This is a genomic window from Campylobacter porcelli, from assembly GCF_002139855.1.
Classification (GTDB): Bacteria; Campylobacterota; Campylobacteria; order Campylobacterales; family Campylobacteraceae; genus Campylobacter; species Campylobacter porcelli.
In genome coordinates, this window is sequence record NZ_CP018789.1 from 823,756 (window position 1) to 848,683 (window position 24,928).

Here is a 24,928-nt window from a genome sequence, read left to right on the forward strand (position 1 = left end):
AGGTGAGTTGGATAAAATCAAAAAAAGGATAAAATATGCAAATTGATATAAATTTAGATAAAAATAGTTATAAAGTCTATATAGATGAGCTTGATAAACTCAAATTTAAAGGCAAGGTATCTATAATTACCAATTCTAAGGTTGGCGGACTATATTTAGCTGAAATTTTAGATCTAATCGAAGCTGATGAGAAGTATGTTATCACCATTGCAGATGGAGAAGAGTATAAAAATTTAGCTACAATCGAAGATATTTTAGAGCAGCTTTTTGTAAGTCGCTTAGATCGCTCTAGCACTATAATAGCCCTTGGTGGTGGGGTGGTTAGCGATATGAGCGGATTTGTGGCTAGTATTTATGAGCGTGGGATTGACTTTATCACTATTCCTACTACGCTTTTAGCTCAAGTAGATGCAAGTGTAGGTGGTAAAACCGGCATAAATAATAAATTTGGTAAAAATTTAATCGGTAGTTTCTATCAACCCAAAGCAGTCTATTGCCAAAGTAAATTTTTAAAAAGCCTACCTAGTCGTGAATTCGTAGCTGGCATAGCTGAGGCAATTAAGATGGCAGTGATGTTTGATAAAAAGTTTTTTGAATTTTTTGAAAGTTGTGATATAAACAATCAAGATGATTTAACCAAAATTATTAAGCGATGCGTTGAGCTAAAAGCGATGGTAGTTAGCCAAGATGAGCGTGAAAAAGGCTTAAGAGCGGTATTAAATTATGGTCATACCTTTGCTCATGTGATAGAAAATGAGCTAAATTATAAAGGTCTTTTACACGGCGAGGCAGTGGCTGTAGGAATGAATATGGCAAATAAATTAGCAGTAAATTTAGGGCTTTTGAGCGTTAAGGAGCTTGATAGAATAGAGAATTTACTAATCAAATTTGACCTTCCAACAAAGTATAAAATAAAAGATGAATACGCATTTTATGACGCATTTAACCTAGATAAAAAGAGTGAAAATAGCGTGATTAAATTTATTCTTCCAAATGGAATTGGAGCAAATACCATAAAAAGTGATATATCCAAAGAGCAAGTAATTGAAGTTTTAAGGCTATTTAAATGAGTAAAATCATAGCTTTTTTAATATTTTTTACCACCATTTTAATGGCTGGTGATCAAAATCAGCTAAATGAGAATATAAATAGATTAGATACAGCCTTAAAGAGCAATATTTGGCTGATAAAATATGCTAATTATAACACTTATCAAAATCTACTATTAGAGTTAGAACAGGCTCAAAATCAGCTAAAAAATAGTGATAAATCCACTCAAAACTATGAAGAAGCTAGTAGCAGAGTGGCTAGTTTAAAAGAGCAAATTGAGCTTTTAAAAGAGTATGAGCGATCTCCATTTCAAAATATGTTAGCCGTGCCTGATATTGAAGAGGAGTATAAGATCACAAATCCAATTGCTATAATTGGCGGTTTTTCATATATTAAGCGTCTTAAGGGGCAAAAGGCTGAGTATTATAGTCGCTTAGCACAACTTGAGGTGGCTGTGGATATTCTTAGTAAAAAGCAAAATTTACTCCAAGAGATTTATGACGCAAATAAAACTACAGCAAACTATACAAATTTAGTTGAGATCAATAGAACTTTAAGCGAATTTAATATAGCCAAAGAGATTGCTACAACTACATTTGGAGTATATCAAACTAGATTAGATGAGACTATTAACCGTGCTACTGATAGCCTAACATCACAAATTAAAGAGACTTTAACTATATTTTTTACCATTCTTATTGTTATTTTGATTGGATTTTTGCTTAAATATACAGCTAAAAAATATCTTACAGATAATCAAAAATTCTACACAATAAATAAATTTATAAATGTTATTAATTTTACTATTATTATATTTATTTTGCTTTTTGCGTATATAGAAAATGTCAGCTATATGGTAACTATCCTTGGTTTTGCTTCAGCTGGTTTGGCTATTGCTATGAAGGATATGTTTATGAGTCTTCTTGGATGGAGCGTGATTATCTTTGGTGGGACATTTCATGTGGGTGATAGAATTCGTGTAAGATACCAAAATGGCGATTATGTAGGCGATATTATCGATATTAGTCTGCTTAGAATGACAATTTATGAGGATATTACGCTAACTACATATAAGGTAAATCGCCGAAGTGGTAGAATTATATTTATACCAAATAACTATATATTTACAGAGCTAATTGCTAACTACACTCACAGCGGTATGAAAACCGTGTGGGATGGAATCGATATAATGCTAAGCTTTGATAGTAATCATAAAAAGGCTATGCATATTATTAAAAATATAGCAAGAAAGTATTCAAAAGGCTACACTGATATTGCCAAGCAACAGATGAATAAGCTTAGAGATCAATACAATATTAAAAATACAAATGTAGAACCTAGGATATTTAGCTTTTTTGAGCCTTATGGGATTAATATTAGTGTATGGTATATGAATAATTCATATGGCACGCTTGCGCTTAGAAGCACTATTAGCGCTGAAATTGTCGAGGCATTAAATGCTGAGAGCGATATTAAAATCGCATACCCAACTCAAACTCTATTTATGGGAAGGCACTTTGGCAAAATCGAAAATCAGCAATTAGAATTTAATAAGGAAAATATAGATTGAAAGTATATTTTAAAACATTTGGCTGTAGAACAAATATCTATGATACCGAACTTTTAAAAAGCTATGTAAAAAACTATGAGATTATAAATGATGAGAGCGTGGCTGATATAGTTGTAGTTAATTCTTGCACTGTTACAAATGGTGCTGATAGCGGAGTAAGAAGCTATATAAATAGTATGCGAAATAGTGGCAAAAAGGTTATTTTGACAGGGTGTGGGGCAGTTAGCAAAGGCGATGAGCTATTTAAAAATTCAGCTATTTTTGGAGTTTTGGGTGCGAGTAATAAGAGTAAAATAGATGAGATGCTAAGCAGGAGTGAGCCATTTTATGAGCTAGGTGATCTAAATTTTATTGATAAAAATATAGTAAGCAACTATGAAAATCACACTAAGGCTTTTATCAAAATTCAAGAGGGGTGCGATTTTTCTTGTAGCTACTGTATAATTCCAAGTGTGCGTGGTCTTAGTAGAAGCACTGATGAGAGCGTTATATTAAATGAGGCTAAAATTTTAGCAAGTAACGGGTATAGCGAACTAGTCTTAACTGGGACAAATATCGGTAGCTACGGCAAGGGAGGCTCTACTACTCTTGGTAAGTTATTAGCTAAACTTGGTAAAATTAGTGGAATTAAGCGAATTCGCCTTGGTAGCATTGAGCCTAGTCAAATCGATGAGAGCTTTAAGGAGATTTTGCTTGAGCCGTGGCTAGAGCGTCATTTGCATATCGCACTTCAGCATACTAGTCAAGATATGCTTACTATTATGAATAGACGAAATAGGGCACTTAGAGATGTGGATCTATTTTGTGAGCTTAGCTCGATGGGATTTGCACTTGGGACGGATTTTATCGTTGCTCATCCAGGCGAAACGCCAAAAATATGGAGTGAGGCTTTAGAAAATTTTGTTAAATTTCCACTTACTCACATTCACGCTTTTATCTTTAGCCCAAGGAGCGGGACAAAATCAGCCACAATGCCTATAAATGTAGATCCAAAAACAGCCAAAGAGAGATTAAAAACACTTCAAAATATAGTTGCTGATAATAACTATAAATTTAGGCAAAATAACTCTAATAAGCCTTTAAATATTTTAGTTGAGAAACGCTGCGATGATGATATTTATGAAGGTTGGGATCAATATTATAATAAAATAAAGATAAAAAGCCCTAAAAATATATCAAAAGAGTGGATAAATATCTCAGATTATGAAATAATGCAGGAATTTAACTATGCTAAAATTTAATCAAATAAAACTATCTAAATTTAACAAAAAATCCATCATTGTAGCGGCTAGTTTGGTTTTGGTTTTGCTATTTGCAATTGCTATATTTCGCTCAATGCCTAGCAAAATTACCCTATTAGAGTATGATAATTATCTCCAAGCTGGTGCCATACAAAATGCTATAATTGATAATAACGAAGTGATAATAAAAACAGAAAATAGAAGCTTCATAATCCCAAAAGAGATGATAAATTTAAATGAATTGGGTCAAAAAGTAGCTGTAGAGATAAGTGGCGATGGCTCATTTATATGGATTTTTCTTATTCTAATTATATTTGGTGTAATGGCATTTATGGCATTTAAATTTCTACCACAGATAGCAAGGCTAGAGCCTAAAAGTAAAAACGCAGAGCTAGCTCAAAATATCACAAATCAGATTACGCCAGTAGTATCAAATGTCTCATTTGATGATGTCGCTGGTATAAAAGAGGTTAAAAGTGAATTAATCGAGATAGTGGATTTTTTAAAAAATCCAGCTAAATATGCGAATTTAGGCATTAAAATGCCAAAGGGTGTCTTGATGGTTGGCTCTCCTGGAGTGGGTAAAACCTTAATAGCAAAGGCTGTAGCAGGGGAGGCGAATGTGCCGTTTTTCTACCAAAGTGGTGCTAATTTTGTTCAAATTTATGCTGGAATGGGGGCAAAGCGGGTGCGTGAGCTATTTAGCATGGCTAAAACCTATGCCCCAAGCATAATATTCATAGATGAGATTGATGCTGTTGGCAAGGCAAGGGGTGGCAATAGAAGCGATGAGAGAGAGGCTACTCTTAATCAGTTGCTTACAGAGATGGATGGATTTTTAAGTAGTAGTGGCGTGGTGGTGATCGCTGCTACAAATAAGATTGAGATGATGGATGAAGCGCTACTAAGAAGCGGGAGATTTGATAGGAGAATTTATGTAGGTCTGCCTGATATTTCAGATAGAAGCGATATACTTAAAATGTATTTACAAGATAAAAAGCATAGCGTAGATATAGATATTGTAGCTAGAAATACAACTGGATTTAGCGGTGCGGCGATTGCGACTTTAGTCAATGAAGCGGCTATAAATGCTCTAAGAAATGGTAAGGATATTATAACTAATGATGATTTTAAAGCTGTGGAAAATAGGGTAATTGATGGCAAAAAGCCACTTCATAGCTTAAATCAAAATGAGAAGCAAATCCAAGCCATATATCAATCAGCAAAAGCCCTTATGGCTGAATATTATGGTATTAATTTTAATCAAATTTCACTTTTAAATGATAAATTTGGTGCTAGCGATACATATTTAAGCTCAAAAAGCGATCTTTTAGGACTTATAAAGGTGCATTTAGCTGGTATTTCAGCACTGAATTTAATAAAAGGCGAGTTATATACTAACTCCAAAGATGATTTAAAAATCGCTAAAAATATTGCTAAAAAAATAGTAGATGAGTATGCGATGGGAGAGAAAATCATATCTAGCGATGATGAAATTAGCAAACTTTTAGAAGATATACGAGCTCAAGTAGATGATTTGGTTGCTAAAATGAGAGCCGAGATAGAGCTATTATCAACATTTTTAATAGAGAATGAATCAGCTAGCAAATCAGATGTAATAATGATAATACAAAGGATAAATAATGGCTAAAATAGGGGTTTTAACTCTAAGTGATAGGGCAAGTGCTGGGGTATATGCTGATGAGAGTGGCGTGGCTATTCAAAATTTATTAAAAGAGTGGATAGTAGGGGATTTGGAGTTTATCTATAAGGTAATTCCCGATGAGTATGAGCTGATAAAATCTAGCTTAATAGAGTTATGCTCACAAGGGTGCGATATTGTATTTACCACTGGTGGGACTGGACCAGCCCCTAGAGATGTAACCCCTGAAGCGACCAAAGCAGTGTGCGATAAGATACTTCCTGGCTTTGGCGAGTTAATGCGTAGTGTGAGCTTAAAATATGTTCCAACAGCGATTTTATCAAGGCAAATTGCTGGTATCAAAGATAAAACTTTAATAGTAAATCTGCCCGGCCAACCAAAAGCGATAAGAGAGTGTCTAGAGCCGGTTTTTCCAGCTATTCCATACTGCCTAGACCTAATAGGTGCTGCGTATATAGAGTGCGATGAGAGTAAAATAAAGGTATTTAGACCAAAGAAAAGGTAGATTAAACTTTAAAATTTAAGTTATTTAGGAGGATCAGATGGCTGAAATGAGAGCGGAAAGAAAGAGTATTTTTGAGTATCTATCAAAAAATAAATTTTTAATCCCTATGTATCAAAGGAATTATGTTTGGAGCGAAGATGAGTGCGAACAGTTATGGGAAGATGTTTATAATTTCTTTGAAAATAAAGAAGAAGATGAAGAGTATTTTTTAGGCTCTGTGGTGATTTATAAGGAAGATGGCAAACAAAACATTATTGACGGACAGCAAAGAACGACAACTTTATGTTTATTTATTCGTGCATTATATGAAAAAGCAAGAGGGCAAAATGGTATCGATAAGCTAAAGGATAATTTAGCTTCTTGTCTTTGGGATATAAATCCCTTGACTGGAAATATTGATTTTGATAAAGTGCATTTTAAAAGTGAAGTGGCTACAGATTTAGACAATCAAAGCTTAGAAAATATTTTTAAAGATAACTTAATTATTGATAAAGAGAGTAAAAAATTATCTTTATATGAGAAAAATTTTATATTATTTCAAAATAAAATTGATGAATTAGCAAAAGACAAACCTACAGAGTGGTTTAATTTTTGTTTATGTTTATTGCAAAATTGTGTAATTTTGCCAATTGAATGTGATGGTCGAGATAAAGCTTTAAGAATTTTTAATACATTAAACAATAGAGGTGTCTCCTTAAGTCCAGCTGATATTTTTAAAGGCTTGATTTTTACTAATAAAAATGATAAGGATAGAATGGAATTTGCAAAAGAGTGGAAAGCTTTAGAAAATCAAATTCAAAACTCAAACTATCTTAAAAAAAGAAGATGTTAGTTTCTTATTTACTCAATATGAGCACATTATTAGAGCGGAGCATGGTGAAGTTGATACAGTTATTCCTGGTGTGCTTGAGTTTTGGACTAAAAAAGATAAAGAGAACTCTAAAAATAAAAGAGTAAATTTTGCCGCGAATGAAGATTTATTAAATAAAGAAGAAACTTTTGAATTTATTAAACAATTGGGTGAGTTTTGGTGTAATCCTTATAATTATTTAAATCCAGAAGCTAAAAAATATTTTGCGATTTTAAATACCTATCAAAATAGATTATGGCAGATGGTTGTAAGTGTATGTTTTTATAAGGATAAAAATGATGAAAATAAGGGTATTTTCGATAAAATCTTACCACAACTTGTAGCGTATAATGCATTAGGGCTTATATATGGAAAGGGTGGAAGTTCTGGATTATTCTGGAGTCTTATGAAAGCAAATGTAAATATTATTAAAGAAAATAAGATAAAAAATATTTTTGAGTCGAGTATAAATTTACCAGATTTAAAAATGCCATCATTAGAAAATTTTATAGACTTTTCAAAAAAAGCTAGACCACAGCAAATTCGCTATATTTTATCTCTTTATGCTATTTTGTATAACGAAAATCAAGTAATGCAATGGAATAAAGATAATAAAAATTATAGTTTAGTAAAGGCAGAGATTGAGCATATTTTTCCTAGAAATTGGCAAAATACAAATTATAATGGTTGGGATGAAAAGGAGGCTCAAGAGTATTTAGAACAGGTTGGTAATAAAATGTTTTTGGAGAAAAAGTTAAATATTCAGGCTGGAAATGGGTATTTTAATAAAAAGAAAGAGATATATCAATCTTCTTATTTTATAGAAGCACAAGATTTAGCCACAAGTCCGCAAGAGGATTGGTTAAAAGGCGATATCGAAAATAGAAATAAGTAAATTTATGATGCATTTAGTAAATTTTTTACCAGTGTGTTTTAAGAATTTTTATTATAATAAGATTTTATCTAGTTTTTAAATTTGCTAAAATCTAGTTTAAATTTATTAGAATATTTATAGTTTTATAAATATTCTAATATTATAACTTTCAAGTGATTTTATTATGATTTTTGTCCCAAAATATTAAGCCCAAAACCTTTGATAGCTACAAACTCCTTAGATTCGCTAGAGCTTAAAATTTTAATATCGCTTGCCCCAAAATATTTTAAGATTTGAGCGCCTATACCATAGTTTTTAATCAAGCTACCATCATCTTCATTACCAGCTAAAAATATTAGTATCCCACCTTCTTTATCAAGCAGATCTATATGGGAGATAAATTCACTAAATTTATGCGAATTTAAAAGCTCAATATCATCTTTAATCTTATGAAATTTGACATTTGTTGTATCTTTTATATCGCCAAAAATAAAAGCGTAGTGGGTATTGCCTAAATGATCCATAATGCTATATTTATTTGCATTTTTACCAGCAATTTGAGATTTGCCAAGCTCACTAACACTAATTAATTTCTCATGGTGGAGCCTATACTCGATAATCTCAGCAATGCTAACCATATTTAATCCAAATTTATCGCAAAATTTCTCTAAATCATCACGCCTAGCCATCGTCCCATCGTCATTTACTATTTCGCAAATTACCGACACAGGTGCTAACCCAGCCAACCTACATAGATCTATACTTCCTTCAGTATGTCCAGTTCTTTCTAATACCCCGCCACTTTTAGCAATAAGAGGAAATATATGGCCAGGTCTTACAAAGTCTCCAGCCCTTGTAGCACCATCTACTAGCATTTTGATTGTCATATCTCTCTCATACGCACTAACTCCAGTTGAGGCTTTTTTGGCGTCAATACTAATGGTAAAAGCTGTCTCATGAGAGCTAGTATTTGCTCCAACCATCGGATATAACTCAAATTTATCAGCCAACTCCTTGCTAAGTGGAGTGCATACAACGCCCCTAGCATGAGTAATCATAAAATTTACCTTTTGAACATCACTAAATGCGGCCGAAAATACAATATCACCTTCATTTTCTCTATCTTCATCATCTACCATAACTATCATTTTACCATTTTTTATATCTTCTATGGCCTTAAGAACTCTTTGAAATCCCATTTAATTTCCTTTTATATCTAAATATTTTTTAATACTATTTTCATTTGTATGCCAATTTTTATCCACTTCTACGCTTAATTTCATACAAACTTTTTGATTATTAAATTTACTTATAATTTTACGAGATACAATTCCTATTCGCTTAATCGTAGCCCCATTTTTGCCTATTAAAATAGCCTTATGATGGTTATTATCAGTAATAATCTTAGCTTGAATTTCTAAAATATCGCCATTTTGCTTAACCTTTGATACCATAGCATCAGAGCTATATGGAATTTCTTGGCTTACGCACTCAAATATCGCTTCTAAGATAAAATCTTTATATATATCTTTTTCATTTGTTGTAGTTATGTATTCAGGATCATAGTAGTGTGGGTGAGTAGGTAAAAGCGGCATAAGTGCGTCTAAAAATATCTTACGATAAGCTTGTTTTTTGATTGTTATTGGGATAATGGCTTGAAAATTATTAGAGTATTTTTGATACTCATTTAGCTTTTTAAATAGCTTATCTTGGGTAATTTCATCTATTTTTGTTAGTGCGATTATGTGGGGTAGGGGGCTATTTAAATTTAAGAATTTTTCATAATTTTCTACACCATCAAACACACTTGCCACAAATACAGCCACATCCGCATCGCCTAAGGAGCTTATAGCACTTTGGATCATAAATTTATTTAACGCCTTGCTACTATCGTGTAATCCTGGTGTATCTATAAATATCGCTTGGTCATCTCCATGCATTACAATGCCTAAAATCTTACGCCTAGTAGCATTTTGCTTATGTGATACCATTGATATTTTTTGATTTAGCAAGTAGTTTAAAAGACTGCTTTTACCAGCGTTTGTCCTACCTATTAAGGTTACAAACCCACTTCTCATAATATATACTTTGCTCTATCTTCATCTTGGCAAATTTCGCCTAATTTCTCATCTACAAGCTCTTTAGTTACTATAAATTTTTGCCCCTTATAAATATCAGCATCAAAGCTAATATCCTCAAGTAGCTTCTCAATCACAGTATGCAATCTCCTAGCGCCGATATCTTCGACTTTTTGATTGGTATTTTGCGTTAATTTAGCAATTTGTCTAAGAGCCTCATCATCAAATTCAAGCTCCACATCTTCTACGCTTAGTAGGGCTTTATATTGATTTAAAAGCGAATTTTTAGGTTTGGTTAAGATCTCGTATAGAGCATTTACATCTAAGCTATCAAGGCTTACACGAAGTGGAAATCTCCCTTGTAATTCAGGGATTAAATCGCTTGGTTTAGACATATGAAATGCACCAGCAGCGATAAATAGGATATGATCGGTCTTGATAGTCCCAAATTTAGTAGATACATCGCTACCTTCTACAATAGGTAAAAGATCTCTTTGAACTCCTTCTTTGCTAGGGTCTTGGCGAGTTGAGCTACTTACAGCTACTTTATCAATCTCATCAATAAATATAATCCCCTCATTTTGCGCTCTTTTTAAAGCTTCAGATTTGATACTTTCCATATCCAAAATCTTCTCACTAGCCTCATTTTTTAAGCTCTCTTTGGCGTCTTTGACCTTCATATCTTTTTTAACTTTTTTATTTGTAATACCAATAACTTTGATAAAACTCTCTTGCATAGCAGCCATATCAGGTGGCAAATTCGCCCCAGCTTCAAAGCTCGATTGATCCACTTCAATCTCAATAACCAAATCATCAAGCTTACCATCTCTTAGCTTTTGCTTCATCTTCTCATAGCTGATTTCATACTGCTCTTTTTTCTCATCAGTTGCCCCATTTGGTAGTGGCGGAAGGAGCTTTTCTAAAATTCGCTTTTCTATATACTCTTCTATTTTATCGCTATTTCTATCTCTGTGCTCTTGTTTTACTAAATTTAGCGCCGCCATAGCTAGGTCTCGTATCATAGACTCCACATCTCTACCTACAAAGCCAACTTCAGTATATTTACTAGCTTCTACTTTGATAAATGGCAGCCCAAATAGCTTTGAGAGGCGTCTTGCGATCTCGGTTTTACCAACGCCAGTAGAGCCTATCATCAAAATATTTTTAGGCACTATATCATCTTGAATACTACTTGGTAGTTGCATACGCCTATAGCGATTACGAAGTGCGATAGCGATAATCTTTTTAGCGTCATTTTGACCAATTACATAATCATCTAAAAATTTTACTATATCTTTTGGTGTTAAATTCATCTTTAATCCGTTAATGTATAAGTTTTTATATTTGTATTAGTATAAATACAGATCTCTCCAGCTATATTTAAACTCTGTTTTACTAGCTCTTCGCTACTAAGCGAGCCAAATTTATCCAAAGCTCTAGCGGCTGCTAAAGCGTAGTTACCACCACTTCCAATGGCTGCTATCTTGCCATCTTCTGGCTCAACTACATCGCCAGTGCCACTAAGCAAAAATATATGCTCTCTATTTAGTACTAGCATCATAGCCTCTAATTTTCTTAAGACCTTATCTTTTCTCCACTCTTTGCTAAATTCCACAACGGCTTTTAGCAAATCCCCCTTAACCCCATCTAAAATTCGCTCAAACATATCAAAAAGATTAAAAGCATCAGCAGTAGAACCAGCAAATCCAGCTAAAATTTTGCCACCATATAGCTTTCTTATCTTTACAGCATTGCCCTTTAAAATAGTAGAACCAAAGCTAACTTGACCATCTCCACCGATGACTGCGGCATCCTTGCCTCTATAAGCTAAAATTGTAGTAGCATGAAACATCACTCACCTACTACTTCAATCTTAAATTTAGCGTGAATTTGGTGGGTTAATTTAATTGAAATTTCATGCTCTCCAAGGGTTTTGATATTATTGCATTCTAGGGATTTTTTATCGATTTCATAGCCTTTTTGCTCTTTTAGGGCTTTAGCTATTTCATCTTTTGTGATACTGCCAAATAAAGAGCCATTAGCTCCTAATTTTGTTTTTATGGTGATTTTAACCCCAGCTAACTCATCTTTTAACTTCTCATTTTGATTTATCTCATACTCTTTTATTTGAGCCTCATTTCTCTTAGCGGCTTCCCACTGCCTTAAAACCGCATCCGTAGCAGCCTTAGCGTAACCTTTGCCTATTAAAAAATTATTGCCATAGCCATCTTTTACCTCTTTTACCTCTCCTGCTTTTCCTAAGCCTTTTACATCTTTTATTAGTAGTACCTTCATATTTTTCCTTTTTGATTTGGTTTTATAATTTTACTTTTTTATATTAAATTTTTAGTTTAAACTTACTACTTCCGCTCCCGCTTAAAAACTCATCACTAGCCACGCTTAAATCGCTATATATCTCTTGGCATGGTTTTAGTAGGTCGTTTAATCTGATATTTTCATAGCTATTTAAAATTTCTTTGCTTTTCATCTGGCAAAGTTTATTAGCTAACTCTATATCAAATCCCTTAAATTCAGCTCTATACCTTGCAAAAACCTTTGGAGTGGAGCAAAAAATAGGGCTTGTTACAATATCCAAATTTGGGATATCATCATCAAAAGCCTCCACAATCTCGCCAATCCCGCTTACATTTGCTGCGTCAAATCTACTTACAAAAAACGCCACATCAGCACCGATATTATGGGCTATTTGTATTAATTTCTCTTTAGAAATGTTTAAATTTAACCTATCATTTACTAAGTGTAAAAAAGCCGCCGCATTGCTACTTCCACCACCTAAACCACCGCCAGATGGGATATTTTTAATTAATTTTACTTGATTATCTTTAAAATACTCATCAAGCTTATTAGCAAAACCCAAATTTGCTATTTTATTATAAGCTTTAAAAATTATATTATCACTAAAAGGATTATCGATAATAAGCCCATCACTAACCCTACTAACCAAATCTATCTCATCATAAAGCCCTTTATAAAGGATAAATCTAGATTTAATCTCGTGATAATTATTACGAAATCCAACAATCTTTAAAAATACATTTATCTTAGCAAAGCTTCTCATTTAAATATCTTTTTAGCTAAAAGATCAAGTAAATTTTGTTTAGGTGTGCTAGCTACTGCGTTATTATCAGCGACCTCTTTTACTAGCTCTTTTCGTAAAATTAAAATATCTTTTGGAGCTTCAATTGCTATTTTTACCGTGTTATTAGTGGTGCTAAGAATTTTGATTTCTATATCATCTCCAATCTGTATTGACTCTGTGGCTTTTCTTGTTAATATAAGCATTTTTCCATCCTGTTTATTGCGTATTTTACCTCTTGATTTTCTATCTTAATTATGCTAAAAGCATTATCATACTCTATAACATACTCCCCATCACTGCTAATATCAAAATCACACGCTCTAAGCTTTTTACCCAAAATTATATCCATGATATCGCCTTTATAGCTATTTTTGGTTAAATTTAGATATTTTAAAGGGTCAAGCGGTGCTTCATTTTGAAATTTAAACTCACCTTCGCTGATTCTCTCAAGTGCGCTTAAAGTGCCTGTTTGAGATAAATTTTGTGATAAAATTTGAGCATAAGAGCGTATATATGACCCAGCTGAAACCTTAATCTCAAAGGTTAAAAATGGGTGAGAGTAGTTAATAAATTTCACATCAAATACCTCCATTTGGCACTCTTTTAGCTCAAATTCACTCCCCATTCTTGCTAATTCATAGGCTCTTTTGCCATTAATTTTTTTAGCGCTAAATTTCGGTGGAGTGTAGGTGATTTTGCCTTGTAATTTGCCTAATTCATCTTTGATTTTTCTCTCATCAAGTGATGGGATATTTTGAATTTGAGTGATATTTTGACTATCATAGCTAGGTGAGCTAGCCCCAAGCCAAAGTGTCGCTCGATATAGTTTAGGCTCGATTTTTAGATAGTTAAATAGCTTTGTATATGACCCAAACGCTACAATCAAGCACCCACTAGCAAATGGGTCTAAAATCCCAGAAAATCCAGCTTTTTTAACCCCATATTTACGCTTAAGTCTGCCTAAAAAGTGATTTGATACCACTCCTTTTGGTTTATATGCGACAAATAGCCTATTCATATAACCTTCTTGACAAAAGATGACATAATATCTTTAATATTTCCACCAAAATTTATTTTTAGTTTAAATTCATTTTTGATTTTACTTACTTCTATAACACGCCCGATACCAAAAATCTTATGCTGGATTAGATCCCCTTTTTTAAACTCATTTTGGCTCTCTATCTTTAAAGAGCCTTCGCAAAGCCCAGCTTCGCTTAAGAATCTTGATCTATTTAGTCTTGTCCTTTGACCTTTGTAAAATCTCGAATTTGAGTATGATAGATTTAATCCCTTTTTGGCTCTAGTGATGGCTACATATGCTAGGCGTCTTTCCTCTTCTATATCGCTACCATCGCCAAGAAGTGGGAAAAATCCCTCTTCAAGCCCGATTACAAAAAGATGCTCAAACTCAAGCCCCTTACTAGCATGAACGCTCATAATAGATATAGCATCATCGCTAATCCTATCTTGCTCGCTCTCAAGTGCTAGCTCATTTAAAAACTCCTCTAAATCAAAATTTGGAGTATTTAATATATGATCTTTTAATAAAGCGTAGAATTCATCGATATTTATCACTCTCTCAGCCCCATCTGGCAAACTCTCATAATATGCCTTAATGCCAAATGTAGAGTCAAATTTGCTTATCAAATCATATGGGGCTAGGGTAGAGAGATCTTTAATATTATTAGCTAGCTCAATAAGCGTTTGACTTAATTTCTTGCTTAATACATTCTCACTAGCCATATATATCGCATTATATAAAGATGTTTTATTATCAAAGGCAAATTTTTCTAATTTTGCTAAGCTAACCTTGCCTAAACCACGCTTTGGTCTATTGATAATGCGAGTAAGAGAAAAATCATCATTTGGGTTTAAAATCAATCTTAAATAGCTTATAATATCTTTAATCTCAGCTCTTTCATAGAATTTTACTCCGCCTACCATCTTATATGGAATTCTTGCTTTATTTAGTCCATCTTCTAAGCTTCTTGATAGAGCATTTACTCTATATAAAATAGCAATTTGACTAGCTGATACACCGCTTGATAGTAGGTTATTGATCTTTATAGCGATATTTTTAGCCTCAGCATTCTCATCGATATGATCTAGTATCTCTATAGGATTTTCATCTGGTAATTGACTAATCAAGCTTTTACCTAGTCTAGATCTATTATGATCTATAAGCTCATTAGCTGCTTTTAATATAGAAGGGGTAGAGCGGTAGTTTCTCTCTAATTTTATAAGCTTAACATCATTAAACTGATCTTTGAAATTTAAGATATTTTCTATTCTTGCACCTCTCCAGCCATATATACTCTGGTCATCATCGCCTACAACGACCAAATTTTGGTGATTATGGCATAATTTGCGAAGTAGCTTATACTGAAGGTCATTAGTATCTTGATACTCATCTACCATTATATATTTATATCTATCTGAAATTTCGCTACTTAAAGCAGGATTATTATCCAAAATATTATATGTCAAGCATAAAAGATCATCAAAATCAACTAAATTATTACCCTTTAAATACTCTTCATATAATTTATAGGCTTTAGCAATTTTTTCATAATTTGTCTTTGAGTATTGAGTATCTAGCTTTGAGCTATCCATTACAGATTCTACGCTTAAAAGCATATTTTTATATTTTGAGATCTCATTTGATATTATAGCAGCTGGGACTTGGCTCTCTATATCTTTTATAATCTTTTTCTTATCATCAGTATCAATTATGATAAAATTATTACTTCTACCTAGCTCATTTATATGAAATTTCAAAAATAGCAAACCAAATTTATGAAATGTGCAAAGCAAAGGATTAGCATTATATCCCCCAAGCATAGCCATAGCTCGTTGCTTCATTGTAGTAGCAGCTTTATTGGTAAAAGTCAGCGTAAGCGTATTTAAAGGATCGATCCCAACTTCGCTTATTAAGTATGCTAGTCGTGAAGTGATAGTCTTTGTCTTGCCGCTACCAGCCCCAGCTAGAATAAGCATTGGTCCATCTATATGCGTGGCGGCGATTTTTTGATTTTCGTTAAGCGAATTTAATACATTATCCATAAACTACTCTTTTTTATTATTAAAGCTAAGATTATACCAAATTTAAACTTAATAATAATATGTGTTACAAAAAGTTACATATTTTATTAATAATTGTCAATATAATTAAAATTTACATTATATTAAATTTTAATTTAAGCTATAAACTATAAAATCAAAAAATTATAAAATCCAAAAGGTTTTTTGATGATCGATTTTAATAAAATATACACTTTTATGACAATTGTCAAAGAAAGGAGTTTCTCAAAGGCTTCTACGACCTTAGGGCTATCGCAGCCAGCTGTTACCTTACAGATTAAAAAGCTAGAAGAGGCACTACAAACCACACTTTTAGTAAGGCGTAAAAATGGTATAGTGCTGACAAAAGAGGGCGATAGATTTTATAAATTATGTATGAAATTTGAAGGGGCTATGTTTAGGTTTAAAGAAGAAGCCCATAGGATAAAAGATGAGAAATTTAAAATCTCAGTTGCTACTAATTTGCTTATAGCACATGCGATTTTGCCATTTATGCTAGATAAAATTTGCGATGTGATAAATAGCGATTTAGATGTTAAAATAGCTGATACAAATAATGATTTAGTCTCAAGTCTAATAGATAAAAGATGCGATATTATCATGACTCAAGAGAGATTATATAATGAGCAATTGATATTTAAAAAGCTGTTTGAGTATGATATAATCTTAGTCTCAAATATGGTAGCAAATCAAAAAATCACCCCAGCAAAACTTGGCGAGTTTAACTTCATTACAGATAGGACAAAATCCTTTTTAAAGGGGTATTTTGAGCAGTTTGGGGTAAATTATGAAGAGCTTCGCACCATTTATAGGTTAGATGGTGCTGTAGCTACTAAGTATGCAATGCTAAATAATAAGGCTAAAGAGTATGTGGCATTTTTGCCTAGATTTTTAATAAGACAAGCTATTGCTGATGGACTACTATTTCCTATCGATATAGAAGGAGTAAAGATCATTCGCCCAGTATTTATAGCTGGGTTTAGGGAGAATGAGCATATACTAGATAAGGTTAGTAAAATATCTATTGACCTTTGAAAATATCCCTATTTTTGGGGTTATTTAAAAATATCTGTTTTGAGTGTTCTTGTTTTGTTTTAATGCTATTTGGTGTATAGGTAGCGAAATTTATTAATAGCGGATTTTCATCTATACTAATTCTGATAATAGCACCAATTGGGACACTCACTACACTAGCAAAGTCATCTTCGCCAAATCCAGCTTCAAAGCTTATCTCATCACTACTGATTTTAACACTACTTAGCGTATATCCAGCTAAACTAAATAAAATAACAGATGGATTAAAGCTTGATTTGATACTATCTGGCAAATCCGGATTAAAGCTTACAAATTTAGTATTTACTAAAATATCAAATGTAGAGCCTTTATCTATCAAAAAATTTAGCAAATCATAGATATTTTTACGCATCATAGAGCCAAATTTATCATCTTTTAAAATCTCTTCAATCATAGACTACTCTCCTTTATAAACTCATCAACCAAATTTTCCACTTGAGAAATTCCAATATTCCAAAATTTCTCATCATCAATATCAAAGCCAAACATTCCTACAAGCTCTTTTGGGCTTTTGCTTCCACCTAGGCTTAAGAATTTAGTATAAATCTCTACAAAATTATCACACTCTTTGCTTTTATATAGTCCAAAAAGCGCTAACACTAAAAGCTGAGCATATGAATAGGCATAGCAGTAAAATGGGGAGTGTATAAAGTGCGGAATATAGCTCCACCAAATTTTATAATAATCATTTAAAATAAGAGAATTTCCAAACATCTTTTTACTCTCTTGTAGCCAAATTCTATTTAATTCATCGCTACTTATCTCGCCTTCGTATGAATGCACTAGGCGTTCAAAAGTAGTGAAATTTATCTGCCTATACAAAGTAGCAAATATATCTTCTATTTTACCAGCTAATAAAGCAACTTTTTGCTCTTTTGGAAGTCTATTTTTGACATATTCAAAAACCAGCATTTCGCAAAATACAGAGGCTGTTTCAGCTGTGGTTAGCGGTGTGTGCGAATTTAAATATCCCACGCTATAGCTAAGGTATTGATGGATACTATGGCCTAGCTCGTGAGCTAATGTGAAAAGATCTCGCCTTCTACCGGTAAAATTTAGCAGTACAAATGGATGGACATCGCTACTAGCAGAGTGTGAGAAGGCTCCGGCTTGTTTATTCTCATCTGGATATACATCGCACCAATTCTCATCAAAAGCCCTTTTAGCCAAATTACCAAATAGCGGACTAAACTGGCTAAATGCCTCAATTACTATTGATTTTGCCTCCTCATAATCCATCTTTTCATCGCCACCTAAAGGGGCATATCTATCATAATCATATAGCTCATCAAAGCCTAAAATTTCACGCTTTTTATCATAAAATTTAGATACCAAACCAAAGCTATTTTCACTAGCATTAATCAAAGCATCTACGCTTGATTTTTCTATTTGATTGCTTAGGTGCCTACTTGACTCCCCATACTCATATCCACGCAGTTCGCAGCTATTTTTTAGATCTGTTTTAATCATATTATAGATATAAGTGAGCAGATGTTGCATTGGCTCTAGCCCTTTACTTAGGGATTTGGCAGCCTCTTTTCTTATATTTCTATCACTACTACTAAGCTTAGATAAAATCTCTTCTTCTTTTAAAAGCTCTCCTTCAAACTCAAATCTAGCCCTAGCCATACTCTCATCAAATAGCCTACTAAACGCACTTGCTCCAGTATTTGCCGTCCTTAATAGAATTCTCTCTTCTAAAAAGCTTAGTTGGTGAGATCTACTCTTAGCCAAATTCTCTAAGTAGTAGCCAAATTTAGGCGTGTTTATTATAAAATTTTTTTGAGTTTTTGTATCAAGCTCATTAAATTCAATCTCGAAAAATAGCACACTCTCTTCTATCTTGGTGCAAATCTCCTCATATTTGGCTAAAAATGCCCCCTTGCTTGTATCTTTAGCAAAATTTAAATAAGCATAGCTCATAACCTTGCCAATACCAGCTAAAATTTCCTCATAACCTTCCATAGCATTTTTAAATTCATCACTATTTAGATTACTCAAATTTTTACTAAATTTGCCATTAAATTCATTAGCATTTTTTCGTAAATTTAGACAAAATTTATCCAACTCATCAATACTATTAAAAAATTTAGATAGATCCCATATCATAATTATTCCTTTATATTATTTGAAATTATAGCGGTAAATAAAACATCTGTAGAGCTATTTAGAGCTGTCTCTACTGAGTCTTGAATAACGCTAATTATAAATCCGATAGCCACCACTTGCATAGCTATATCATTGCTAATTCCAAATAGCGAACAAGCAAGCGGTATAAGCATCAAAGAGCCTCCAGCTACCCCGCTAGCTCCACACGCACCAATTGCTGCTATTATACTAAGTAGTAAAGCATCCCAAAATCCAACTTCAATCCCCAAGGTATAAACCGCACTCAAAGATAGAACCGCTATAGTTACAGCAGCCCCAGCCATATTTATAGTAGCACCTAATGGAATAGAGATTGAGTAGAGATTTTCATTTAAATTTAATTTTTTGCATAAATTCATATTTACAGGTATGTTTGCAGCACTACTTCTGGTGAAAAATGCCATAACCGCACTCTCTTTTAGGCATATCATTATAAGCGGATATGGATTTTTCTTTGTTACTATAAATACTATAATTGCATTAATCACAAATGCCACAAATAGCATAGTCCCCACAAGAACAAGCAGTAGCTTTAAATACCCGCCAAGTGCAGCAAATCCAGTTTGAGCTACACTAATACTAACAAGACCAAATATACCAAATGGAGCTAGGCGAATTATAAATTTAACTATCTTTGTAATTGCGCCGCTCATATCTTTAAATACCTTTTTTGTCTCATTACTACACTGCCTAAGAGCTATACCAACCCCGATAGCCCACGCTAAGATGCCGATATAATTACCATTTGCGATTGCGTTTAAGGGGTTATCTACTATCTTATATGCTAGATCTTTTAGCACCACTGATATATCGCTTGGTGCAGCACTCATAGCTACAGATGTATTTTGTAATACAAGTGTAGTAGGAGAGATAAAGCTAATACAAACAGCAGCTAAAGAGGCTAAAAATGTGCCAATTATATAGAGTATAACTATATTTTTCATTCCATGCGTATGACCAAATTCTTTAAGCACTATAGAAGCACTCACAAGCACAAAGACCAAAATAGGAGCCACAGCCTTTAGAGCGCCCACAAAAATAGAGCCTAAAATCGCAGCAAAATTGGCTAAATTTATCGCAATATCATTACCACCATAAGCTACAAACCCCAAAATCCCACCAAGGATAATACCAACTAAAATTTGGACTATTAAATTGCCATCATTATATCGCTGTGCAATATGTCTAATCATAAAAATCCTTTAATAAAATCAATTATTATATTTTAAATTTAATTAAATTTGGCTAAGAGTAGGGGGTTATAAAATTTTTATCTAAATTACTATATAACTATTAATAAGATTTAGTAATATTTATAGCGAGATAATATCAAATTCAAGTTACAAATTTAATATATATTTTACAAAATTATGCTAAAATCCACGCCAAAAATTGTCAAAATAAGGAAAAATATGTATCTATTTACAAGTGAAGTTGTAAGTCCAGGACACCCAGATAAATGTGCTGATATAATAGCTGATAGCATAGTAGATGCGATACTTTCGCAAGATTCAAAAGCAAGGGTGGCTAGTGAAGTTTTCGTTGCTGGTAAGCATATTGTAATTGGCGGCGAGATCAACTCAAGTGTAAATTTAAGTCATCAAGAGTATAGAACAATAGTTAAAAATGCCTTAGCAAAAATAGGATATAACGGCAATCCGCACTTTAGCAAAGCTCAATGTCTCCATCCAGATGATATCGAGGTAGATGTATTTTTAAATCAGCAAAGCCCAGATATAAATCAAGGCGTAGATCAACAAAGTGGCGAAATAGGCGCTGGAGATCAGGGGATTATGTTTGGATTTGCTTCGTGCGAGACTAATAATTTAATGCCAGCAGCGATAACTTACGCAAGAGTGCTTTGTGATAAGGTTTATAATTACGCTCTTAAAAATCCAGATAAACTAGGTGTGGATATAAAAACACAAGTTACAATCGATTATGGCACAAAATCAAATTTTGAAAATTGCAAACCAGAAAAAATCCATACAATAGTAGTTTCAGCCCCAAGCGTTGAGAGCTTAAAAATAGAAGAAGTAAGAGATTTGATACAAGGCTTGATAGATGATGCTGGACTTCCAAAAGAGCTTTATGACAAAGAAAAAACCATAATCTACATAAATCCAACTGGCAGATATGTAAATCACAGCTCACTTCACGATAGCGGATTAACAGGTAGGAAATTGATCGTAGATAGCTTTGGTGGATACTCACCTATTGGCGGTGGCGCTCAAAGTAGTAAAGACTACACAAAAGTCGATCGTAGTGGATTATACGCAGCTAGATGGATAGCTAAAAACATAGTCGCAGCAGGACTTGCTAAAAAGTGTATCGTCCAGCTAAGCTACGCTATAGGGGTAGCAAAACCAGTGAGCGTAAGCGTGGATTGTATGGGGACAAATATAAATAGCAATGATGATAAGCTTTCTGAGTTTGTCTATGAGAAATTTGCCTTAACTCCAAAGTGGATTACTGATAAATTTGGACTAGATAAACCTAGCAAAGATACATTTTTATACTCCAATGTAGCGGCTAAAGGGCAAGTAGGAGATCCTAGCTATCCATGGGAGAAGCTAGATGCTGTAGAGATATTTAAACAGATTTAATATATGAAAAAGCTATTATATCTATCTATTTTCATTGTATCTTTATGTCTTGGTAATATTTTAGAGCCTAAAGATGCCTTTAAAATCGCTATTTTAGGGGATAATCAAAGCGGTATAGTGGCTAAATTTGATATTGCTAGCGGGGTATATCTGTATCAAGATAAGATAAAAATAGAGCTTGATAGTAGTGATATTACTAAATTTTTAAATATTCCAAAAGCGATAAAATATGATAATTATGAAATTTATAGGGATTTAGAGATATTTATCCCTGCTGGCTTGGCGATAAATAAAGATAGATTTGAGCTTGATATTTACTATCAAGGTTGTAGCGATAGTGGATTTTGCTATCAACCTTTGCGGGATAAATTTGATATTAAATTTGATACAGATGGCAAGGTTATAGCAAATAGATTAAAAGCAGATCAAACGCCAAAATCACTAAATAAAGATAGCGGTAAAACCACACAAAATGAGCAATCTCAAATCGCTTTAAATTTAGAAAATAACTCGATTTTGTGGATAATCTCTACCTTTTTTATCTATGGAGTTTTACTCTCGTTTACCCCATGCGTATTTCCTATGATACCAATTCTTTCTGGACTAATAATCTCCAAAGGCTCTAAGGATATTAAAAGTAACTTTATCATCAGCTTAATCTATGTCTTATCTATGAGTTTTACCTACGCTATAGCCGGAGTAGTGGCTAGTATGATAGGAGCTAGCGTTCAAGGATTGCTCCAAACTCCAGTTGTGCTAATTATATTTAGTGCTCTTTTTGTTATACTCTCTCTTTGTATGTTTGGGCTGTTTGAGTTTGATATTCCAAAGAGTTTGCAAAGTTATATAAACTCTAAAAGCTCTAAATTTAGCCATATTGGCGGTGTGATTTTTATGGGTGTTACATCAGCTTTGATAGTAGGGCCATGCGTAGCAGCACCACTGGCTGGAGCACTTTTGTATATTGCAAATAGTGGTGATATGGTAGTTGGTGGAGTAGCTTTATTTGTAATGAGCTTTGGTATGGGGTTACCACTTCTTGCCATTGGACTTGGTGCTAATAAATTATTACCAAAGCCAGGCGAGTGGATGATAAGGGTAAAAATCGCATTTGGTTTTATCATGCTTGCTATGGCTATTTGGGTGGTTTCGCCTATTCTTAAAGATGAATTTGCTATGCTTGGATATGCTATTTTAGGCGTGATTTTTAGCGTGATTTTTGGTGCATTTGATAGGGCATTTAGCATGGCTCAAAGAGTGATTAAGGCTATATCTATCATTATTTTTTCTATTAGTATAGTGGTGATTGTAGATTTTAGTATTGGTAAATTTGCACCAAATTTAAAGCCAAATCCTAAGATAAATTTGGCTAAAAATGAGATTAAATTTGATTATGTAACCAATCTAAAAGAGTTAAAAGAGATTATAAAAACTACTAAAACCCCACTTCTTATAGATTTTTGGGCTAGTTGGTGTGTGAATTGTAAGGAGCTTGAAAGCAGTGTTTTTACCCAAAGCGATGTAGCAAAAAGATTGAGCGAATTTAAGCTTGTTAAAATTGATGTAAGCCAAAATAGTATAGAAAATCAAGAGTTGATGAAGGAGTATCAAATTTTTGGCCCACCAGTTTTATTGATTTATAATAATAGCCAATTAAAATATCAAATAACTGGGCTAATCACGCCTGAAGAGCTACTAGAAAAATTAAATCAAATTTAAGGAAATAAAATGATAAAGGTGTTATTAATGATGTTTTTTACAACTGCGATGGCTATGGCTAAGTATATAAATGTAGATATAGATGAGAGTATAGTTAATGACAAAAATATACAAATTGTAGATATTCGCACTCCGATCGAGTGGAGTTATGGAGTATTAAAGGGTGCTATTTTAGTAAATTTAACAGATGATAATGGGTATTATAATGAGAATTTTATAAATATGATAAAAGAAAAAACAGACCCAAATAAGAAGATTGCTGTAATTTGTAGAAGCGGACATAGAAGCCAAACCGCATCTGAAATTTTAATCCAAAATGGATATAAAGATGTGATAAATTTATCCGGTGGTATGATATTAGCGACTAAAAAAGGTCTTGATATAGTAAAGCCATGAATGATAAAGTAAAGCGGGTCAAATATCTAAGGGGGCTTGAAAAATTTGCTAAATTGGCTATTAGAAATTTAAAAAGAGATGATTATGATGAGAGTAAATTTCGAGCTCTTGTAGATAAAAACTCACAAATTCTAGCTAAAATAGAGCCTGTCTATTTAGATCAGCCATACTCAAAATCACTTTGCGAGTTTGTAAATTTGGTTATTACTCTAAATGATAAAACAACACTTTTAAAAGCTGCAAATTCACTTGAAAAGCTTAAAAATTCAAAAAGCTACAAAAAAGATAAACACAAAGGTCAGATTTATGAGTAGGGTTATAATCTTTGATATGGATGGTACTCTTGTTGATAGTGATAAGGCGATTTGTAATACTATTAATTATATGCGACAAGGGCTAAATATGCCTCCATTAGATGATAATGAGATTATAGAAATTATCAATAATCCAGCAAAAAACTATATGATGGAATTTTACGCAGTAGAGAGAGTTAGCCAAAATATGATTAAAATTTTTGAAGAGGAGTATCAGAAAAACTACTTTTTACACGCTAAAATTTATCAAGATGCTTTGGATATAATGGATTATTTTCAAAAAATGGGTTATAAAATGACAGTTGCTTCTAACGCTCCAGATACAAGCCTAAATCAGATATTATCAAATCTTAAAATATTAGATAAATTTGAGATAATTGTAGGTGCTAGCGCTACCATGCCTTGTAAGCCAGCTCCAGATATGCTAAATTTCATCACAAATAGACTTGGCAATCAAGCAATATTCATAGGCGATAGCTATAAAGATAAACTAGCTGCTAAAAACGCAAAAATAGAATATATAAATATAACTTGGGGAGCAAATAGGCAAATTCCAGATAGCATAAATTGCCAAAATGCCAAAGAGGTGATAGAAAATATAAATTCAATGTGTAAATTTGATACATTTTCAATTTAATTTTACTTAATTTCATATTTTT

General features: G+C 33.0%; 25 protein-coding genes. 13 read left to right on the forward strand and 12 right to left on the reverse strand.

Annotated elements, in window-relative coordinates; all coding sequences use genetic code 11:
* The first annotated feature begins 35 nt into the window (after window positions 1-35).
* The 7 genes from aroB to CSUIS_RS08580 all read left to right on the forward strand — a co-directional run bounded on the left by aroB (window position 36) and on the right by CSUIS_RS08580 (window position 7,774).
* On the forward strand, window positions 36-1,070 hold the full coding sequence (aroB, locus tag CSUIS_RS04195) for a 3-dehydroquinate synthase (protein WP_086297323.1): 1,035 nt from the start codon (window positions 36-38) through the stop codon (window positions 1,068-1,070).
* Window positions 1,067-2,620, forward strand: a complete 1,554-nt coding sequence (locus tag CSUIS_RS04200; RefSeq protein ID WP_086297325.1) for a mechanosensitive ion channel domain-containing protein — start codon at window positions 1,067-1,069, stop codon at window positions 2,618-2,620. Before aroB ends, CSUIS_RS04200 begins: the two co-directional genes overlap by 4 nt.
* Window positions 2,617-3,861, forward strand: coding sequence for a tRNA (N(6)-L-threonylcarbamoyladenosine(37)-C(2))-methylthiotransferase MtaB (gene mtaB, locus CSUIS_RS04205; RefSeq protein WP_086297327.1), 1,245 nt, complete (start codon window positions 2,617-2,619; stop codon window positions 3,859-3,861). The genes CSUIS_RS04200 and mtaB overlap by 4 nt, the downstream gene beginning before the upstream one ends.
* The gene (locus CSUIS_RS04210) at window positions 3,848-5,512 is read left to right on the forward strand and encodes an AAA family ATPase (protein WP_086297329.1); all 1,665 of its coding nucleotides are present in this window, start codon (window positions 3,848-3,850) and stop codon (window positions 5,510-5,512) included. The genes mtaB and CSUIS_RS04210 overlap by 14 nt, the downstream gene beginning before the upstream one ends.
* Window positions 5,502-6,029 carry a molybdopterin adenylyltransferase gene (gene mog, locus CSUIS_RS04215; protein WP_086297331.1) on the forward strand — a complete coding sequence of 176 codons (528 nt, stop codon included), beginning with the start codon at window positions 5,502-5,504 and terminating at the stop codon, window positions 6,027-6,029. Before CSUIS_RS04210 ends, mog begins: the two co-directional genes overlap by 11 nt.
* A gap of 37 nt (window positions 6,030-6,066) precedes the next feature.
* A complete protein-coding gene (locus CSUIS_RS08575; RefSeq protein ID WP_236860759.1) occupies window positions 6,067-6,861 on the forward strand; it encodes a DUF262 domain-containing protein in 795 nt (264 codons plus the stop codon).
* A 70-nt stretch (window positions 6,862-6,931) separates the two neighbouring features.
* Entirely contained in the window at window positions 6,932-7,774 is an 843-nt protein-coding gene (locus tag CSUIS_RS08580) for an HNH endonuclease family protein (protein ID WP_236860760.1), read from the forward strand.
* A gap of 161 nt (window positions 7,775-7,935) precedes the next feature.
* On the opposite strand, the gene CSUIS_RS04225 is transcribed toward CSUIS_RS08580, so the two are convergent.
* Genes CSUIS_RS04225 through CSUIS_RS04265 form a run of 9 tightly spaced genes read right to left on the reverse strand, consistent with a single transcriptional unit; the run spans window position 7,936 to window position 15,994 of the window.
* Complete coding sequence (locus CSUIS_RS04225) at window positions 7,936-8,952, reverse strand: bifunctional 3,4-dihydroxy-2-butanone 4-phosphate synthase/GTP cyclohydrolase II (protein ID WP_086297333.1); 1,017 nt, start codon at window positions 8,950-8,952, stop codon at window positions 7,936-7,938.
* A complete protein-coding gene (era, locus tag CSUIS_RS04230) occupies window positions 8,953-9,831 on the reverse strand; it encodes a GTPase Era (RefSeq protein ID WP_086297335.1) in 879 nt (292 codons plus the stop codon).
* Window positions 9,828-11,144: an HslU--HslV peptidase ATPase subunit gene (gene hslU / locus CSUIS_RS04235; RefSeq protein ID WP_086297337.1), complete on the reverse strand. Its 1,317-nt coding sequence runs from the start codon at window positions 11,142-11,144 to the stop codon at window positions 9,828-9,830. Before hslU ends, era begins: the two co-directional genes overlap by 4 nt.
* Before the next feature lie 2 nt (window positions 11,145-11,146).
* Window positions 11,147-11,683 carry an ATP-dependent protease subunit HslV gene (gene hslV, locus CSUIS_RS04240; protein ID WP_086297339.1) on the reverse strand — a complete coding sequence of 179 codons (537 nt, stop codon included), beginning with the start codon at window positions 11,681-11,683 and terminating at the stop codon, window positions 11,147-11,149.
* A complete protein-coding gene (gene rplI / locus CSUIS_RS04245) occupies window positions 11,683-12,126 on the reverse strand; it encodes a 50S ribosomal protein L9 (RefSeq protein WP_086297341.1) in 444 nt (147 codons plus the stop codon). The genes hslV and rplI overlap by 1 nt, the downstream gene beginning before the upstream one ends.
* Before the next feature lie 43 nt (window positions 12,127-12,169).
* The gene (locus CSUIS_RS04250; RefSeq protein ID WP_086297343.1) at window positions 12,170-12,910 is read right to left on the reverse strand and encodes a 4-(cytidine 5'-diphospho)-2-C-methyl-D-erythritol kinase; all 741 of its coding nucleotides are present in this window, start codon (window positions 12,908-12,910) and stop codon (window positions 12,170-12,172) included.
* On the reverse strand, window positions 12,907-13,134 hold the full coding sequence (gene csrA, locus CSUIS_RS04255; protein WP_086297345.1) for a carbon storage regulator CsrA: 228 nt from the start codon (window positions 13,132-13,134) through the stop codon (window positions 12,907-12,909). The genes CSUIS_RS04250 and csrA overlap by 4 nt, the downstream gene beginning before the upstream one ends.
* Window positions 13,122-13,949, reverse strand: coding sequence for a tRNA pseudouridine(55) synthase TruB (gene truB, locus CSUIS_RS04260; RefSeq protein ID WP_086297347.1), 828 nt, complete (start codon window positions 13,947-13,949; stop codon window positions 13,122-13,124). Before truB ends, csrA begins: the two co-directional genes overlap by 13 nt.
* Complete coding sequence (locus tag CSUIS_RS04265; protein WP_086297349.1) at window positions 13,946-15,994, reverse strand: ATP-dependent helicase; 2,049 nt, start codon at window positions 15,992-15,994, stop codon at window positions 13,946-13,948. The genes truB and CSUIS_RS04265 overlap by 4 nt, the downstream gene beginning before the upstream one ends.
* 186 nt (window positions 15,995-16,180) lie before the next feature.
* On the opposite strand from CSUIS_RS04265, the gene CSUIS_RS04270 reads away from it, so the two are divergent.
* Window positions 16,181-17,047, forward strand: coding sequence for a LysR family transcriptional regulator (locus CSUIS_RS04270; protein ID WP_236860761.1), 867 nt, complete (start codon window positions 16,181-16,183; stop codon window positions 17,045-17,047).
* Here CSUIS_RS04270 and CSUIS_RS04275 read toward each other — a convergent pair.
* The 3 genes from CSUIS_RS04275 to sstT are packed head-to-tail and all read right to left on the reverse strand — an operon-like array spanning window position 17,034 to window position 20,427.
* Window positions 17,034-17,480, reverse strand: coding sequence for a hypothetical protein (locus tag CSUIS_RS04275; protein ID WP_086297353.1), 447 nt, complete (start codon window positions 17,478-17,480; stop codon window positions 17,034-17,036). The genes CSUIS_RS04270 and CSUIS_RS04275 overlap by 14 nt on opposite strands.
* A complete protein-coding gene (locus CSUIS_RS04280; protein ID WP_086297355.1) occupies window positions 17,477-19,198 on the reverse strand; it encodes a M3 family oligoendopeptidase in 1,722 nt (573 codons plus the stop codon). The genes CSUIS_RS04275 and CSUIS_RS04280 overlap by 4 nt, the downstream gene beginning before the upstream one ends.
* On the reverse strand, window positions 19,198-20,427 hold the full coding sequence (gene sstT, locus CSUIS_RS04285) for a serine/threonine transporter SstT (RefSeq protein WP_086236691.1): 1,230 nt from the start codon (window positions 20,425-20,427) through the stop codon (window positions 19,198-19,200). Before sstT ends, CSUIS_RS04280 begins: the two co-directional genes overlap by 1 nt.
* 219 nt (window positions 20,428-20,646) lie before the next feature.
* Here sstT and metK point away from each other — a divergent pair, with 219 nt between their 5' ends.
* Genes metK through CSUIS_RS04310 form a run of 5 tightly spaced genes read left to right on the forward strand, consistent with a single transcriptional unit; the run spans window position 20,647 to window position 24,906 of the window.
* The gene (gene metK, locus CSUIS_RS04290) at window positions 20,647-21,840 is read left to right on the forward strand and encodes a methionine adenosyltransferase (RefSeq protein ID WP_086236690.1); all 1,194 of its coding nucleotides are present in this window, start codon (window positions 20,647-20,649) and stop codon (window positions 21,838-21,840) included.
* Window positions 21,841-21,843: 3 nt separating this feature from the next.
* Window positions 21,844-23,559 carry a protein-disulfide reductase DsbD gene (dsbD, locus tag CSUIS_RS04295; protein ID WP_086297357.1) on the forward strand — a complete coding sequence of 572 codons (1,716 nt, stop codon included), beginning with the start codon at window positions 21,844-21,846 and terminating at the stop codon, window positions 23,557-23,559.
* A gap of 9 nt (window positions 23,560-23,568) precedes the next feature.
* The gene (locus tag CSUIS_RS04300; RefSeq protein ID WP_086297359.1) at window positions 23,569-23,955 is read left to right on the forward strand and encodes a rhodanese-like domain-containing protein; all 387 of its coding nucleotides are present in this window, start codon (window positions 23,569-23,571) and stop codon (window positions 23,953-23,955) included.
* On the forward strand, window positions 23,952-24,269 hold the full coding sequence (locus CSUIS_RS04305) for a hypothetical protein (RefSeq protein WP_086297361.1): 318 nt from the start codon (window positions 23,952-23,954) through the stop codon (window positions 24,267-24,269). Before CSUIS_RS04300 ends, CSUIS_RS04305 begins: the two co-directional genes overlap by 4 nt.
* A complete protein-coding gene (locus CSUIS_RS04310) occupies window positions 24,262-24,906 on the forward strand; it encodes an HAD family hydrolase (protein ID WP_086297363.1) in 645 nt (214 codons plus the stop codon). The genes CSUIS_RS04305 and CSUIS_RS04310 overlap by 8 nt, the downstream gene beginning before the upstream one ends.
* Window positions 24,907-24,928: the final 22 nt, after the last annotated feature.